Source organism: Hymenobacter chitinivorans DSM 11115 (assembly GCF_002797555.1).
In the GTDB taxonomy this organism is placed as follows: Bacteria; Bacteroidota; Bacteroidia; order Cytophagales; family Hymenobacteraceae; genus Hymenobacter; species Hymenobacter chitinivorans.
Genome location: NZ_PGFA01000001.1, coordinates 1609248 through 1624251, shown reverse-complemented (window position 1 = coordinate 1624251; position 15004 = coordinate 1609248). Strand labels below are relative to the sequence as shown.

The 15004-nt window shown below is 62.2% G+C and carries 10 protein-coding genes; 5 read left to right on the top strand and 5 right to left on the bottom strand.

Features of this window, described 5'->3' with window-relative positions; translation table 11 throughout:
- Positions 1 to 38: 38 nt before the first annotated feature.
- A complete protein-coding gene (locus CLV45_RS06770; protein ID WP_100335608.1) occupies positions 39 to 422 on the bottom strand; it encodes a four helix bundle protein in 384 nt (127 codons plus the stop codon).
- 63 nt (positions 423 to 485) lie between these two features.
- Here CLV45_RS06770 and CLV45_RS06765 point away from each other — a divergent pair, with 63 nt between their 5' ends.
- The 3 genes from CLV45_RS06765 to CLV45_RS06755 all read left to right on the top strand — a co-directional run bounded on the left by CLV45_RS06765 (position 486) and on the right by CLV45_RS06755 (position 3508).
- The gene (locus CLV45_RS06765) at positions 486 to 1226 is read left to right on the top strand and encodes a (Fe-S)-binding protein (protein ID WP_100335607.1); all 741 of its coding nucleotides are present in this window, start codon (positions 486 to 488) and stop codon (positions 1224 to 1226) included.
- 92 nt (positions 1227 to 1318) lie between these two features.
- Positions 1319 to 2683: a lactate utilization protein B gene (locus tag CLV45_RS06760; RefSeq protein ID WP_100335606.1), complete on the top strand. Its 1365-nt coding sequence runs from the start codon at positions 1319 to 1321 to the stop codon at positions 2681 to 2683.
- A 258-nt stretch (positions 2684 to 2941) separates the two neighbouring features.
- Complete coding sequence (locus CLV45_RS06755; RefSeq protein ID WP_157807331.1) at positions 2942 to 3508, top strand: LutC/YkgG family protein; 567 nt, start codon at positions 2942 to 2944, stop codon at positions 3506 to 3508.
- A 136-nt stretch (positions 3509 to 3644) separates the two neighbouring features.
- On the opposite strand, the gene CLV45_RS24840 is transcribed toward CLV45_RS06755, so the two are convergent.
- The 4 genes from CLV45_RS24840 to CLV45_RS06735 form a co-directional block, all read right to left on the bottom strand.
- Positions 3645 to 6095, bottom strand: a complete 2451-nt coding sequence (locus tag CLV45_RS24840) for a glucuronyl esterase domain-containing protein (protein ID WP_157807330.1) — start codon at positions 6093 to 6095, stop codon at positions 3645 to 3647.
- A 546-nt stretch (positions 6096 to 6641) separates the two neighbouring features.
- Positions 6642 to 7382 carry an SDR family oxidoreductase gene (locus CLV45_RS06745; RefSeq protein ID WP_100335604.1) on the bottom strand — a complete coding sequence of 247 codons (741 nt, stop codon included), beginning with the start codon at positions 7380 to 7382 and terminating at the stop codon, positions 6642 to 6644.
- Between the two features lie 81 nt (positions 7383 to 7463).
- Positions 7464 to 8036 (bottom strand): Crp/Fnr family transcriptional regulator, encoded by a 573-nt coding sequence (locus CLV45_RS06740; protein WP_100335603.1) that lies wholly within the window; start codon positions 8034 to 8036, stop codon positions 7464 to 7466.
- 101 nt (positions 8037 to 8137) lie between these two features.
- On the bottom strand, positions 8138 to 9583 hold the full coding sequence (locus tag CLV45_RS06735) for a glycoside hydrolase family 28 protein (RefSeq protein WP_100335602.1): 1446 nt from the start codon (positions 9581 to 9583) through the stop codon (positions 8138 to 8140).
- Between the two features lie 577 nt (positions 9584 to 10160).
- Between CLV45_RS06735 and CLV45_RS06730 the strand changes: the two genes are divergently transcribed.
- Together CLV45_RS06730 and CLV45_RS06725 are read left to right on the top strand one after the other, a co-directional pair.
- Complete coding sequence (locus tag CLV45_RS06730) at positions 10161 to 13373, top strand: SusC/RagA family TonB-linked outer membrane protein (RefSeq protein WP_100335601.1); 3213 nt, start codon at positions 10161 to 10163, stop codon at positions 13371 to 13373.
- A 30-nt stretch (positions 13374 to 13403) separates the two neighbouring features.
- Positions 13404 to 14921 carry a RagB/SusD family nutrient uptake outer membrane protein gene (locus CLV45_RS06725; protein ID WP_100335600.1) on the top strand — a complete coding sequence of 506 codons (1518 nt, stop codon included), beginning with the start codon at positions 13404 to 13406 and terminating at the stop codon, positions 14919 to 14921.
- The last annotated feature ends 83 nt before the right edge of the window (positions 14922 to 15004 follow it).

Here is a 15004-nt window from a genome sequence, read left to right as displayed (position 1 = left end):
AACTCCCAACAATCAGCAATCAGCAATCATCAATCATCCTACTCCTTCAAACTGGTATTGGTGTATTTGATGAGCGTATTGATGCTTTTAGGTAGTAGTTGCAGTTGAGTAAAGATGTGCGTGTATTGCTCAATGGTTAACAACTGACGGACTTTAGCTTTTTCATTCCAGTCCAGCGCTTCCATTAGCGAGCCTCGTGCTATCCGGTAGAATTTGATTTTATCCTTCTTCCCGTAGCGCCCAAATCCTTCTGCCAGATTAGCCGAAACACTATCGACAGCCCTGATAAACTGCGAGCCGACTGTGTTCTGCGCCAAATAATTCCAGCACATTACAGCATCCCACACGCAATTGCTCAATGCAAAGCTGATCCGGTATGCTTCGACATCTCCCAACCGAAAATGGCGCGCAGCATCTTCCATGTATAAATAAACCCAATAATCCAGAACAATAACAATCAACTCCCAACAATCAACAATCCCCCAATGCGCGTCGCCCTCTTCATTCCCTGCTACGTCGACCAGTTCTACCCGCAGGTGGGCATAGCCTCCTTGCAGCTCCTGCAAAAGCTCGGCGTGCAGGCCCACTTCCCCGCCCAGCAAACCTGCTGCGGCCAGCCCCTGGCCAACAGCGGCTGCGAGCGGGACGCGCTGCCCATCTACCGCCACTTCGTCGACACCTTCCACCGCTACGACTACATCGTGGCCCCCTCCGGCAGCTGCGTCTACCACGTGCGCCAGCACTTCGACAAGCTCGCCCAAACTCCCGAAGTACAACACGTCCGCGCCGCCACCTACGACCTCATCGACTTCATCACCCAAGTCCTCGGCGTCACCGAGCTCCCCGGCCGCTTCCCCCACAAAGTCGGCCTGCACCTGAGCTGCCACGGCCAGCGCGGCCTGCATCAAGCCAACGAATCGGAAATAACCCCCGTGCGCGACGGCCAACTGCGCCGCCTGCTCGCTTCCCTCGATGGCATCGAGCTCACCGAGCTGGACCGCAACGACGAGTGCTGCGGCTTCGGGGGCACCTTCTGCATTTCGGAAGCCGCCATTTCCGCCCGCATGGGCCAGGACCGCGTCCAGGACCACCTGCGCAACGGCACCACCGTCCTCACCGGCGGCGACATGTCCTGCCTGATGCACCTGCAAGGCCTCATCCGCCGCCGCCAGCTCCCGCTGAAGGTGCTGCACGCCGTGGAAATCCTCAATGGGATTAGTTGTTAGTTGCTCGTTGTCAGTTGTTAGGCTCAACGAATCCGAACAACGAGCAACCAGAACCTAACTAACAACTGACAACGAACAACGAACAACTAAACATGAGCCATTCCGCCCGCGCTGCCACCTTCGTTGCCGATGCCGAGCGCACCACCTGGCACGACGAAACCTTGTGGTTCGTGCGTCAGAAGCGCGACAAGGCCGTCTACGCCGTGCCCGAGTTTCAGCAGCTGCGCGAGCTGGCTTCCCAAATCAAGGACCACACCCTCAGCCGCCTCGATGAGTACCTGCAGCAGTTCGAGGCCGCCGCCCGGCGCAACGGCGTGCACGTGCACTGGGCCGCCGACGCCCAGGAGCACAACGCCCTGGTCCTCGACCTCATCCGCCGGCACGGCGCTACCCGCATAGTCAAGAGCAAATCCATGCTCACCGAGGAGTGCCACCTGAACCCCCACCTGATTGGGCACGGCATCGAGGTCATTGATACTGACCTGGGGGAGCGAATTATTCAGCTGCGCGAGGAAGCCCCCAGCCACTTGGTGCTGCCGGCCATTCACCTGAAAAAGGAGGACGTCGGCGACACGTTTCACCGCCACTTAGGCACCGAAAAGGGCAACCACGACCCCCAGCAACTCACTGAAGCCGCCCGCCAGCATTTGCGGGCCAAATTTCTGGCCGCCGAAGTAGCTATTTCGGGCGTCAACTTTGCCGTGGCCGAAACCGGCGGCGTGGTTATCTGCACCAACGAGGGCAACGCCGACCTGGGCGTCAACCTGGCTAAAGTGCACATTGCCAGCATGGGCATCGAAAAGCTGATTCCCCGCCTCACGGATCTGGGCGTATTTACCCGCCTGCTGGCCCGCAGCGCCACCGGCCAGCCCGTGACGACCTACACCTCGCACTACACCCAGCCCGCGGAAGGCAGGGAAATGCACATCGTCATCGTCGACAACGGCCGCACCCAGCAGCTGGGCCGCCCCGACTTCCGGGCCTCGCTCAAGTGCATTCGGTGCGGGGCCTGCATGAACACCTGCCCGGTGTACCGGCGCAGCGGCGGCCACAGCTACGACTTCACCGTGCCCGGCCCCATCGGGGCCATCCTGTCGCCCAACATCGACCTGAAAAAGCACAGCTCGTTGCCCTTTGCCAGCACGCTCTGCGGCTCCTGCACCGACGTGTGCCCGGTCAAAATCGACATTCACACCCAGCTCTACAAGTGGCGCCAAGTGCTGGCCGAAGCCGGCGAAATTCCGACCGCCAAGAAGTGGAGTATGAAGTTTATGGGTCGTTTCCTGGCCAGCCCCAAGGCCTTTGGGCTCGGCGGCAAAATGGCCCGCACCGGCCTGCGCCTGCTGCCCTACCAGCTCACCCACGCCACAGCCTTCAACGCCTGGGCCGTAGCCCGGGAGCTGCCCGAGCCCCCCCAGCAAAGCTTCCGCGACTGGTACCGGGAAACGGTGAGATAGTGAGACGGTGAGTTTTTGTTCTTATTTCCTTGCGAGGCGCCGCCGAAACAATCCGTCCTCTGCGCAGGTAGTCACGTTTTTTACCCGGAAAGCCTTTTGTCGTTGCTAGGCAAGAAAGGACTTGTCACGGAAGGATGCTCGGCACCTTTCGGAGGCCGGATGGCTTCGACTGCGCCCCGTAAGGACACATTCCCCACATTTTGCACATTAAGCGTTAGCGCATTCCCCACATTCCAACACCTTAGCACATTACCTGTCTTGTCTTCTTCGCGCGAAAAAATCTTGGCAGCGGCCCAGGCCAACAAGCCCGCCCAAACGCCTTTGCCGACTATCCCGGACTTTGGCGGTGATGCCTCCGTGGAACGGTTCACCCAAGTGCTGGGCAGCATTGGGGGCCGGGTGGTGTGGGTGGCCAGTCCGCAGCAGCTGGTGCCCGTGCTGCACCAGCTGTTTCCCGAGGCCGAGCGGATAGCCTCACCCCTGTTTGCCAGCTCGGTAGCGGTGAATGCTCAAACGCCCACCCAGGTGCTGGCCAACGTGGACCTGGCCGTGCTGCCGGGCGAAATTGGAGTGGCCGAGAATGGGGCCGTTTGGCTGCCGGAGGCCAACATGTTGCACCGCGCCCTGCCTACCGTCACCCAGCACTTGGTGCTGGTTCTCGACCACCGCCGCATCGTGGCCACCATGCACCAGGCTTACGCTCAGCTGCCCGGCACCGGCGGTTACGGGGCTTTCGTGGCCGGCCCGTCCAAGACGGCCGATATTGAGCAGTCGTTGGTAATCGGGGCCCACGGCGCGCGCAGTTTGGTGGTGCTGCTGTACTAAACCTGCCCTACTGCACCGGCCGGTAGGCGCACAGCTGCCCAAGACCTGGAACCGGCGGGGTATTGTCTAACTAGCAAACAAAAAGTCCCTGACCACGCGGCCAGGGACTTTTTTGTCAGCAATTAGTAGCTAACAATTACTGGATAACGATGCGCTGCGTGCGGGTCTGGCTGCCGTGGAAACGTAGCACGTAGATGCCCGGCCGCAGCAGGCCCCGGGCAATGCTCACCTGAGTTTGCGGCCCCACGTCCACCGTCGAAAGTACGCGGCCCGTTACGTCCAGCACCTCGATGCTGCGCACTTGCAGCGGGTTGGCACCCAAAACCACCGTGAGCTTGTCGTGGGCCGGGTTGGGGTATACCTCGATGCCGCTGGCTACTGCCGAGGGGGTGTTGGCCGTAACCGTGCAGTTGGTAGCCGCCCCGCCCAGGCCGCTGATAGAGGCCATGGAAGTAGCCAGCACGAGCTTATCCAGCTTGGCCCCGCCGCCGGTGTTATAGGCAATGGTCAGCGTGTGGGCCCCGACGGGCAACACCAGGTCCTTGAGCTTCGTCCAGCTCCAGCCGCTGCCGGCATTCACTTCCTTCACGCTGACGTCGTCGATATAGTAGGTGGTAGCTACCTGGCCCATGTCGAACAGGAAGGTAGTCGACGCCAATGACGCCGTGATGGTCCAGGTGACCTGCTGCCAGGCCGTACCGATGGTTTGGTCGGCCTGGTACTGGGCGCCGCTCGGGCCGGTAGAAAGGCGGATGGAGCCCCCGGCCGCCGCGGCCCGCACCCAGTACGAAATGGTGTACTGCTTGCCAATGGTGGTCGAAAAAGCCGCGCTGCTCACCTGCACCCGCCACTGGTTGCCGGGCTGGGCCGTCGGGTTCACCACTTTCATCGAGCCCGTACCCGTATGCGCCTCGGCCGCCACCGTATTGGCACTGATGGTGGCGCCGGTCGAGTTCAGGGTCGTCCAGCCGGTCAGCCCGTTTTCGAAGCCCGCATTGCCGATCAGCTGGCTGCCGATGGACTGGAAGGCCTCGTTATCTACCTTGAGCCAGTAGCCGCACTCTTCCCCGGCCGGCACGTTTTGCCGGGCCACCACATTGTAGGTAGCGGCGCTGTCGATGGTAAAGGGCATAGTCAGGTAGGAAACCGTGCTGGTAGGAGCCGCAGTGGAGCTGCTCAGGCCGGCCTTCACCCGCACCGATTTCCCATTTGAGGCATCGGCATCATTTACTACGTCCCAGCTCGAGCCCACGGTGGCGCACTCGGCTTCCAGCCACAGGCGCTTGCCCAGGGGCTCAGCGGGCAGCACCGGGTTATTGGTGCCCCACCACTGGTACCAGCGCTGGTAGTTCAGCTGCGGATAGGGGTGCACCATGATGTTGGTATTGACGCTGGTGTTGCCCACCAGAAACTTGTCGACAAAGGCCTCCACGGCCGGCCGCTGGGTGGTCGGGATGGCGCAGTGGTTGTGCCCGCCGTCGATGTAGAACCCAAACCGGTCCCCAATGCCGAAGGTCTTCCACACCTCGTGGGCAGCCCGGGCCGATACGTAGGCCGAGGGGTTGGCCAGCCACTCGAAGTCGGTGTTGCCGGTTACGAGCAGGGCCCGGGGCGCAATCATAGCCATCAGCTCGTGGTGGTCGTGGGGCAGCTTGGCCACGTTGGCATCGGCAAACTGCTTCATGTCCTCGCGAAACCACTTGTAGTCGGTAGCGCCCAGCTTTTCCACCGCGCCCAGGGTTTCCGACACCCGCCACGCCGGGGCCCCGCCCCCACCCGATTCCTGAGCAATAGTCAGGGCAATCCGCTCGTCGAAAGCACCCGAGAACAAAGCCATTTTCCCGGCGTAGGAGCAGCCCGTTACCCCAAGGCGGCTTAGGTTGACGGGCAGGCTGGCCTGCACCAGCTCCAGGCCGTCGATGAGGCGGCTCACGCCCCAGGCCCAGGCACTGTACTGGCCCGCGTTATCCAGGTTCTGGTCGGGATAGAGCCGGTAGTAGGGGTCGGTGAGCTGGGGGTTGCCGTAGGTTGTTACCTGGTTGTGATTGTAGCGAATGGTGGCAATGTTGCGGCTGGTAAAAATGTCGGCCGGCACGCTGCCCGAGGCGCTATTCATGCCGATAATGGCCGGGAAAGGCCCGCTGCCGGTGGGCAGCACCACTTCCGAGGTCAGCGTCAGGGTTTGGCTGCTTACCGTCACGTTCACCGTCAGAATGCCGGCGGCGTAGCTGGCCGTAATGTTCTGGGGCCGAGTGGGCTTGGCACCGATTTCGTAGTTCTCAATTTCGGCCTTGATTTCATTGCGCCGGCACTCCCAGGTGCTGAAGCTCGTGGAGCGGCCCCGCCCATCGGACCACATAAACGGGTCGGTGAGCGGCTGCACCACGGGTAGCTGGCTAAAGGTGGGCAGCGGCGGGGCCGTGCAGGTTGCGCCCGTGTTTTCGGCCGAATATACCAGTGGAATCTGGGCCCGCAGGCTCAGGTGCAGTAGCGTAAAAGCTAGCACCAAGAGCCCGGTTTTGGCTTGGCGCCAGCGGTGCCCGGCTGAAACCTCAGTAACGAGTAGTGCGGAAAGATTGATTTTCATAGAGAAAGGGTTTGGTGGGTAAGGAAGCGTACAGTAATCGGGGGACGGAACCGGCGGCTGGGTGCGGTAGGTGGCGCAATGCTGGACTTATTCCGCAAACGTTTCCGGGAATAAATCCAATTGCTTCACCCCATTAACCCAGCCTGGGCCTCACAGCTAGTTATGCCGCTAATGACCACCTAGAGCCGTTTCTACCGGAAGATACTGCCCCGCCATAGCCACGCTACCCCGCGGCCCGAACCGAGGAAAATGAAAGTACCGCAACCGTTTGCGGAAACGTTTGGATATCCATCGGGCCGCAAACTATTTTACTCAGTCTCTCCCCCCGCCGGTACCGAAGCCGAGGGCTGGTTTCGCCGATTGACTACCTACCGGCAAAGAATAATGCAAGTTTTCCAAGTCGGTAGCCGAGGCCCTACCCTTCTACCCCGACCTAGATTCCGGACCAGCACAGGGGCGCCCACGGGTACTTTCTCAAGGACGTAAAACGACCCACCGGGCCGGCAAACAGCCAGCCCGGTGGGTCGTAGCAACGAAGTCCGCCGTTTAAACCAGTACGTTGCCGCCATCCACCACGATGCTCTGACCGGTACCGTAGCGCTGCTGCATCAGGTAGAGGTAGGTCTGGGCAACGTCGGGAGCTTCGCCCACGCGGCCAACGGGCAGGCTCTGACCAATACCGGCGTACATGGCAGCCCGGTCGGGGGCGGGCATAGCGGCCCAGAGGTCGGTTTTTACCACGCCCGGCGCCACGTTATTGACCCGAATCGGGGCCAGCTCCACGGCTAGGGCCCGGGTAAGGGCATCGATGGCCCCGCAGATGCTGGCTCCCACGGCCCAGCCTTTACCGGGCCGCCGGCTGGCAATGCCGGACGTTAGGGTTATGGAGCCGCCAGGCCGCACGTACGGCTGGGCGTGCTTCACCGCGGCCAGGGCGCCGTAGTAACGCAACTCAAACGCCCGCCGGATGAGGGATAGGTCGGTTTGGACCAGCTCGCCCAGCAGCAGCGACTCGCCGGCGGTAAAGACGAGGTGGTCGAAAGCGCCGATTCGCTCGAATAGAGCATGCAGCTGCGCTTCCTGGGTAAGGTCGGCGAGGTGGCCGGTGCTGGCTCCGGGCAAACTCTGTAAGGCCGCCTCGAGGCGCGGCTGGTTGCTGGAGACGATGACAACCTGGGCGCCGACGGCGGCAGCCAGCTGGGCCGTGGCCAAACCGATACCGGCGCTGCCGCCGAGCACCACAACGCGCTGGCCGATTAATACTCCTGGGGTGATTTGCTCGTGCATGGGGTTGAAGGACGTTGGTTGAACCCGACAAAGGTCCGCGGCGGCCCCGCCCCAGCTACTTACCAAATGGTAAAAACGGCCCTAGCGGCTGCCCCGGCGAATCCGGCTCAAGGACTGGGGCGTGATGCCCAGGTAGGAGGCCACATCGGTGAGCGACACGCGGCGGGCAATGTCAGGCTGCCCCTGCAAGAAGCGTTGGTAGCGCGTGGCCGAGTCCTGGCCCAGATAGGCGTTGCGGGTTTGAATCTTGTCGAGCAGGCCCTGCTGAATGATTTGGTCGATGCGGGGGCGCAGGTAGGGCAGCTGCTGGTAGAGTGCCTCCAGCCGGGGCTTACCGATGACCAAGACCCGGGCCGGGCAAGCCGCCAGTATGCTTTCGGCGGCGGGCACTTCGTGGGTAAAGCTGCGCAGAATGGTGCAGAACCGATTTTCAGCCAGAAAAAAGTGGGTCACCTCCTTGCCCGTTTCCTGGGTTACCACAATGCGCAACACGCCCTGGTCAATAAAAAACAGCTCCCGGCACACTGCCCCCGCCGCAAACAACGTCTCGCCTTCGGCCAGGGACCGGGGCGTCCAGGCGCCGGCAATCAACGTCTGGTCGGGGGCCGGCAGCGGTCCAAACAGTTGCAAATACGCCAGCAGAGCAGCCGCCATGGGAATAGGATAAAAGAACAGAAATAGTGGGGCAATATCCCAAAAACAAAAAAGCGGCCCCTACCAGAGGCCGCTTTTTTCTCCCAATCCAATAAAAAGCTCTAAAATTTCATGCCCGTGCTGTTGATGACGGCCACCGGCTCCTGGTCCTGGGCCGTGATGTTGATGTTTTTCACGTGCCAGCCGGTGCCATAGTTGATGCCGCCGGCAGTTTCGGCCGTCATGGTAATATTTTCGAGGGTCATATTTTCCAGCAGGGAATTGGCCTGGCCCTCGGCCGAAATGGCGGTTTTGGCGTTGCGCACCCGCACGTTGGTGATGGTCACGTCCTTGAAGTGGGGAATGCCCTTCTCGGCGGGCTCCACCTTGGTGAGCATGGCTTTCCAGTGGGCGGGCAGGGTTTCCTGGGTGTAGCCCTCGGGCAACGACGAGTAGCTGTAGGCCGGGTTCCAGTTCATGGTCATTAGGATGGCCGTGCCCACGCCGTCCATTTCGATGTTGTCGACGGTAATATCCTCCACGGTGCCGCCCCGGGTGAGGGCCGACTTGATGCGGATGCCGACCTTGGTGCCCTTGGCCGTGAGGTTGCGGGCAATGACGTGACGGATGCCACCGGAAGTTTCCGAGCCGCAGGTAAAAAGTCCGTCGCCGGCCCCGGCCACGCAGTTCTGAATCAGGATGTACTCGGCGGGGCGGTTCACGCGCAGGCCGTCGGCGTCGCGGCCGGCCTTGAGGCAGAAGTTGTCGTCGTTGCAGTCGATGTCGCAGTTCTGGACCAGCACGTAGGAGCTCGAATCAATGTCGATGCCGTCGGTGCTGGGGCCGTGGCCGCCGATGTTGTTGCGAATCGTCAGCCCGTCGGCCGTTACGTTTTTGGAGTAGAGAATGTGGACCGTCCAGAACCCGGCCCGCTGCAGGGTAATGCCCTGGAGCGTCACGTTCGAGGAATTAGCCACTAGCAGGGTGCGGGGACGCTTGGCGTCGTAGTCAATAATCCAGCGCAGGCCCTTGGGGTCGTAGTCTTTGCGCATGGCCCAGTAGTTGTCCCAAAACGGCTTGCCCTGCCCGTCCACGGTGCCTTCGCCGGTAATGGCCACGTTGTCCTGGTCGAGCACGTTGATCAGGGCGGCGGGCCACTTCATTTCGATGCCGGCCACGCGGGTGGGTAGTTCGGGGTAGTCTTTCAGGTCCTGGCTGCCGAGCAACGTCACGCCCTTGGGCAGGTTCAGGGTCACCCCTTTCTTGAGGAAGATGGAGCCCGTCAGGTACTGGCCGGGCGCAAACGTAACGACGCCACCTTTCTTGGCCGCCGCGTCAATGGCTTTCTGAATGGCTTGGGTATTGAGGGTTTTGCCGTCGGCCACGGCCCCGTACTTGGCCACCAGAAACGTGTTTTTGGTGGCGGGTCGGGTTTTGGCGCCGGTTTCCTTGACCCAGGCCGGGTCAGTAGCGGCCGGAGGGACGGTAGAAACGGGAGCCGAAACAGGCTCGGTGAAGCTGCCGAGCCAAGTGAGTAACGGCAGCAGGAAAGTCAGGTTGAGCAGCATACGGGTGGAGCGAAAAGCGGAAAGGCCAGGTAATGGGTAAGCCGAGGTGACGCGTGGCCGGCGGCAGGAAGTCAAATTCCCACATAAGCTTTCCGGCTACCCTGTGGCCACGCGTCGGTCAACTAGGCTCTCCAATTATTCCAAAGGTGGGCCTTGCCGGTGCCCGAACCCTCCCGTACCCTCCTGCTGCCGGCGGTTTGGCGCCGAAGCCGGCCGGTAAACCGGGGTTTGCGTGAGCAAGTACTCACTGCGGCACTTCGCTGAACCGCATTGCCAGGGCTAGACGCAGCCCGTTTTTTAGTGTGACGCCAGCGGCTCGGGGCTGATTCAGCGGCTACTCTATCCAATTTATGGCCAGCCTGGTATTTGCACGGCTGAGGCGACCTGCGGCCAAATATTCTATTGCCGAGCTATTTACCGCTGAAACTGCCGCTCTGTTCTGGTCCAGACGTAAAATTACATCCCCAAATAATCCCACCCAGCAGTCTACAGGAGAGTTTGGGGTGAGTGAAGGAATAATTTGGCAACGCCTTGCGGCTTTCGGCCCCATTCATTTCACCTCTCACCCCGCGTACCCATGAAAAAAACTTCTACCTGGTGGCTGGCTGGTCTGGCAACCTTCGCGCTGCCCGGGCCCCTGCTGGCCGAGCGGCTGCCGGCCCTGACGCTGGCCGTAGCCCGCCCGGCGGCCGTGGCCGAGTGGCAGGTGACGGGCAAAGTAACGGCGTCTAACGGTGAGGCCCTGCCCGGCGTCACGGTAGTGCTCAAGGGCACGACCCGCGGCACGACCACCGGACCCGACGGCAGCTTCGCGCTGGCCGTGCCCGAAACGGCCGGCACCTTGGTTTTCAGCTACATCGGCTACCAAACCCAGGAGCAAAGCTTCAGCGGGGCCACGACGCTCAGCATCCGGCTGGCCGACGACGCCAAGGCCCTGGAGGAAGTGGTGGTAGTGGGCTACGGCACCCAGAAAAAGGCCGACGTGACGGCCGCCATTGCCCGCTTCGACGCCAAGCAGCTCGAAGAGCGGCCCATTGCCCGCGTGGATCAGGCCCTGATCGGGCAGCTGGCCGGCGTGCAGGTCAAGCAGACGACGGGCGTGCCGGGCCGGGGCTTTTCGGTGCAGGTGCGGGGCTCGGGCTCCATTACGGCCGGCAACGAGCCGCTTTACGTCATCGACGGATTTCCGCTGGAAACGGCTGCCCAGAATGCCGGAGGCCGCTTCGGCACGGGCAGCCCGCTGGACAACATCAACCCGAACGACATTGAAAGCATCGAGGTGCTCAAGGATGCCGCGGCGGCCGCCATCTACGGTTCCCGGGCTTCCAACGGCGTGGTGCTGATTACCACCAAAAAGGGCAAAAGCGGCAAGCCCCGCATCAACCTGAACACCTACGCCGGCTACAGCCAGGCCGTGCGCACCCTGCCCATGCTCAGCGCCGAGCAGTGGGTCGACCGGGCCACCGAAATCATCAACGCCACCTGGGTCGGCTCGGGGACGGGCCGCACCGCCGCCCAAACCACAGCCGAGCGGATGAAGATTCTGGGCGTGAACACCATCAACCCCACCTACATGGTCGACGACCGGTGGTTTGAGCCCGGCCACCCGGGCCTGACCTACGTGGACTGGGAAAAGGAAGCTTTTCAGAAGGGCGCCACCCAGGACTACCAGGTGTCGGCCAGCGGGGCCAACGACTTCGTGAACTACTACGTGTCGGGCGACTATTTCACCCAGACCGGGATTCTGCCGGGCCTGGGCTATAAGCGCTACTCGGGCCGGGCCAACCTCGACATCAAGGCCACCGACAAGCTCAAGTTTGGCCTCAACCTCTCCCCTTCCTACTCCGTGGCCAAGGACCCCGGCGTGGAAGGCAAGGACGCGCTGATTCACCTGCTCACCTCGATTACGCCCGTCGTGGAGGCCGAGGCCGGCCTGAACACCAACACCGGCGACTTTACCAGTTACCGCTGGGGCGCCACGCGCAACAGCCCGCTGCGGCAGCTGGAAAACAACACCGGCGAAACCCGCACCATGCGCACCCTGGCCACGCTTTACGCCGAGTACCAGCTGGTCAAAAACCTGAACCTGCGCTCCACCCTGAACCTGGACAACAGCGACGGGGCCACCAAAGCCTACAGCCCGGCCTTCGTGAACGGCAGCCTCGGCAACCGCCAGGCCCAGGGCTCCTACAACGGCTACCGGCGCACCACCTTCGTCAACGAAAACACCCTGGCCTACAGCTTCAACCTGGGCGGCAACCACGACTTTTCGGCCCTGGTGGGCTACGCCTATAACGTGACCAAGCTCGATGCCCAGCGCCTGACGGCCGCCGGGGGCTTCGTCAATAGCGCCGTGACGACCATCAACGGAGCGGCCAGCGTGTCGGGCACGGCCAACAACTTTACCACCGAAACCCGCAACGTGCTGGTGTCTTACTTCGGGCGGGTGCAGTACTCGTATCTGGGCAAATACCTGGTGTCGGGCACGGTGCGCCGCGACGGGTCTTCGCGCTTCGGGCAGAACCAGCAGTTCGGCGTGTTTCCGTCGGTGTCGGCGGGCTGGCGCCTGTCCCAGGAAAGCTTTCTGCAGAGCCTCAGTGCCCTGAGTGAGCTCAAGCTGCGGGCTTCCTACGGCCTGTCGGGCAACAACAACATCGGCGACTACAGCAGCGTGGCCACCCTGGGCAGCTACGGCTACAGCTTCGGCACGACGCCGGTGAACGGACAGGCGCCGAACCGGGTGAATAACCCCGATCTGAAGTGGGAAAAGTCCCAGACCCTGGACGTGGGCGTAGACTTCGGGGTGCTCAAAAACCGCCTCACCGGCTCGTTCGACTACTACACCAAAACCAGCAAGGATTTGCTGCTCAACGTGCCCATTCCGTCCTCGGCGGGCTTTACCACCCAGCTTACCAACGTGGGTGAAGTGGTGAACAAGGGCTGGGAACTGGAGCTGAGCAGCCGCAACCTGACCGGCGCCTTCCAGTGGAACACGGCCGTGAACCTGGCCCACAACACCAACAAAGTAGTGCACCTGGGCCAGGGCGACGCCCCGATTCAGGTGGTGTCGGCCTTCGATATTCCCAACAACATCCTGCAGGTCGGTCAGCCGCTCTACAGCATCTACGTCGTCAAGCAGATCGGCATTTTGTCGCAGGCCGACCTGGACAGCAAGGCCGCGCTGTACGGCTCCCAGACCGTGGGCGACCCGAAGTACTTCGATGCCAACGGCGACGGCAAGATTGACCCCAACGACCGGGTCATCGTGGGCCACCCGAATCCCGACTACGTGGCCGGCATCACCAACAGCTTCAAGTACAAAGGCTTCGATTTGAGCGTGCTGGTTCAGGGCCAGTGGGGCGGCTCGATTTACTCGCTCTTCGGCCGGGCCATCGACCGGACCGGGCAGGGCTACGTCGACAACGTGCCGGCCTTCTACACCGAGCGGTGGCGCTCGGCCGACAACCCCGGCGCGGGTGAGCGGGGCAAGGCCTACTCGACGTTCGGCCGCATCAAAAACACCGACTGGCTGTATTCGTCCGACTACTACCGGGTGCGCAATATCACCCTGGGCTACGATCTGGGCCTGGTTATTAAGAAAAGCATTGCCCAGGGCGCCCGCATCTACGTGACAGCCGAAAACTTCTTCGGCCAGGACAAATACGACGGCGGCTACAACCCCGAGGCGGTGAACACCGACGGCGGCGACGCAAGCTTCCCCGTGGGCGTCGACTACGGCGGCCTGCCCCTGACCAAGTCCCTGGTACTGGGCCTGAACCTGACTTTCTAACCGCAATTGCTGCCACAGAGCTTTTCACCCATGAAAAACCGCTATACCACCCTGGCCGCGGCCCTGCTCCTGACGCTGAGCGCCTGCGAAAAAGACCTGGACCAGGCCCCGCTTTCGAGCGGCTCAGTGCCCACGTTCTACCAAACGCCCAACGACTTCGACCAGGCCCTGACGGCCACTTACGCCGGCCTGGTGGCCTACCCCGACCGGCTCTACAACCTCTCGGAAATGCGCTCCGACAACATCTACGGCGTGGGCGAGGCCGGGGTGCGCGACTGGGAGCCCATCAACAACTTCCAGACCACGCTGGCCACCAACCCCTACATTGCCGAGGCCTGGACCACGAATTACAACGCCATCCTGCGGGCCAATACCGTGCTCGATCAGCTGGCCGGCACCAACGGCAGCGTGCTGAGCGCGGCCGTGCGCAGCCGCACCGAGGGCGAGGCCAAGTTTCTGCGGGCCTTCTACTACTTCGACCTGGTGCGCACCTTCGGCCGGGTGCCCCTCATCGATAAGGCCCTGGTGCCGAGCGAGGTGCTGAAAGTACCCCGTACCCCGGTAGCGCAGGTGTACGAGCTGATAATTTCGGACCTGCAAACGGCCATTGCCAACCTGCCGCTCATTTACGACAACGCCGTGACGGCCGACAAGGGCAGCGTGGGTCGGGCCACGGCCAGCGCCGCCAAGGCCCTGCTGGCCCTGGTCTACCTCACCCGCTCGGGCCCGACTTACGGCATTCAGGGTCCGGGCCTGGGCAGCAATGAGTACGGCAAGGCGGCTACGCTGCTGAACGAAATCATTGCCAGCGGCAAGTTTGGCTTCGTACCCAAGTACGCGGATATTTTCAGCTACACCAACGAAAACAACCGGGAGGTGATTTTCGACGTGCAGTACATCAGCGGGGGTACGGGCCGGGGTGGCACGCTGCCCACGCTGGTGTCGCCGGGCGTGTACTTCGCGGCGGTGAAGATTCCCTTTGCCGGGGCCGAGGAAATCAAGCCCGTGGCCAACGACCTGCTCAACTCCTACCCCACCGGCGACGGGCGCAAGGACTTCAACTTCCAGATGGGCTACACCACGCTCACCAACATCAAGGAAACCAGGGCCTTTGAGCGCAAATACCTGAACGAAACCCTGCGCGGCGTCGACCGGTTCGACTGGCCCATCAACTTCATCGTGCTCCGCTACACCGACGTGCTACTGATGCGGGCCGAGTGCATCCTGCACGGTGCCGGTGGCACCCCGGCCGACGTGGACGCGGCCGTCAACCAGGTGCGTAGCCGCGCCGGACTGGGCCCAATTACGGGCGTCACGCTGGCTCAGCTGCTGGAGGAGCGGCGTCGGGAGTTTGCCGGTGAGGGCCTGCGCTGGCACGACTTGGTGCGCGAGGGCGTGGTGCTGGATGTGATGAACGCCTGGATTCCCAAGGAAGACACCCGCAACAAAATCACCCGCAACATCTCGGCTAACAGCATTATTTACCCCATCCCGCAGGCCGAGCTCAGCGCCGCCCCCGGCCTCTACGACCAGAACCCAGGGTATTAACTGCAGCTTACGACTGTGCTAAAACGGCCCGCATCCGGAACTCCCAGGTGCGGGCCGTTTGCTTGTAGCGCGAACTTTGGCTA

Bases quoted from the DNA above. Each gene is read 5' to 3' on its own strand.
- CLV45_RS06730 (WP_100335601.1), top strand. From the start codon at position 10,161: ATGAAAAAAACTTCTACCTGGTGGCTGGCTGGTCTGGCAACCTTCGCG.
- CLV45_RS06740 (WP_100335603.1), bottom strand. From the start codon at position 8,036: ATGGCGGCTGCTCTGCTGGCGTATTTGCAACTGTTTGGACCGCTGCCG.
- CLV45_RS06765 (WP_100335607.1), top strand. From the start codon at position 486: ATGCGCGTCGCCCTCTTCATTCCCTGCTACGTCGACCAGTTCTACCCG.
- CLV45_RS06770 (WP_100335608.1), bottom strand. From the start codon at position 422: ATGGAAGATGCTGCGCGCCATTTTCGGTTGGGAGATGTCGAAGCATAC.
- CLV45_RS24840 (WP_157807330.1), bottom strand. From the start codon at position 6,095: ATGAAAATCAATCTTTCCGCACTACTCGTTACTGAGGTTTCAGCCGGG.
- CLV45_RS06735 (WP_100335602.1), bottom strand. From the start codon at position 9,583: ATGCTGCTCAACCTGACTTTCCTGCTGCCGTTACTCACTTGGCTCGGC.
- CLV45_RS06745 (WP_100335604.1), bottom strand. From the start codon at position 7,382: ATGCACGAGCAAATCACCCCAGGAGTATTAATCGGCCAGCGCGTTGTG.
- CLV45_RS06725 (WP_100335600.1), top strand. From the start codon at position 13,404: ATGAAAAACCGCTATACCACCCTGGCCGCGGCCCTGCTCCTGACGCTG.
- CLV45_RS06760 (WP_100335606.1), top strand. From the start codon at position 1,319: ATGAGCCATTCCGCCCGCGCTGCCACCTTCGTTGCCGATGCCGAGCGC.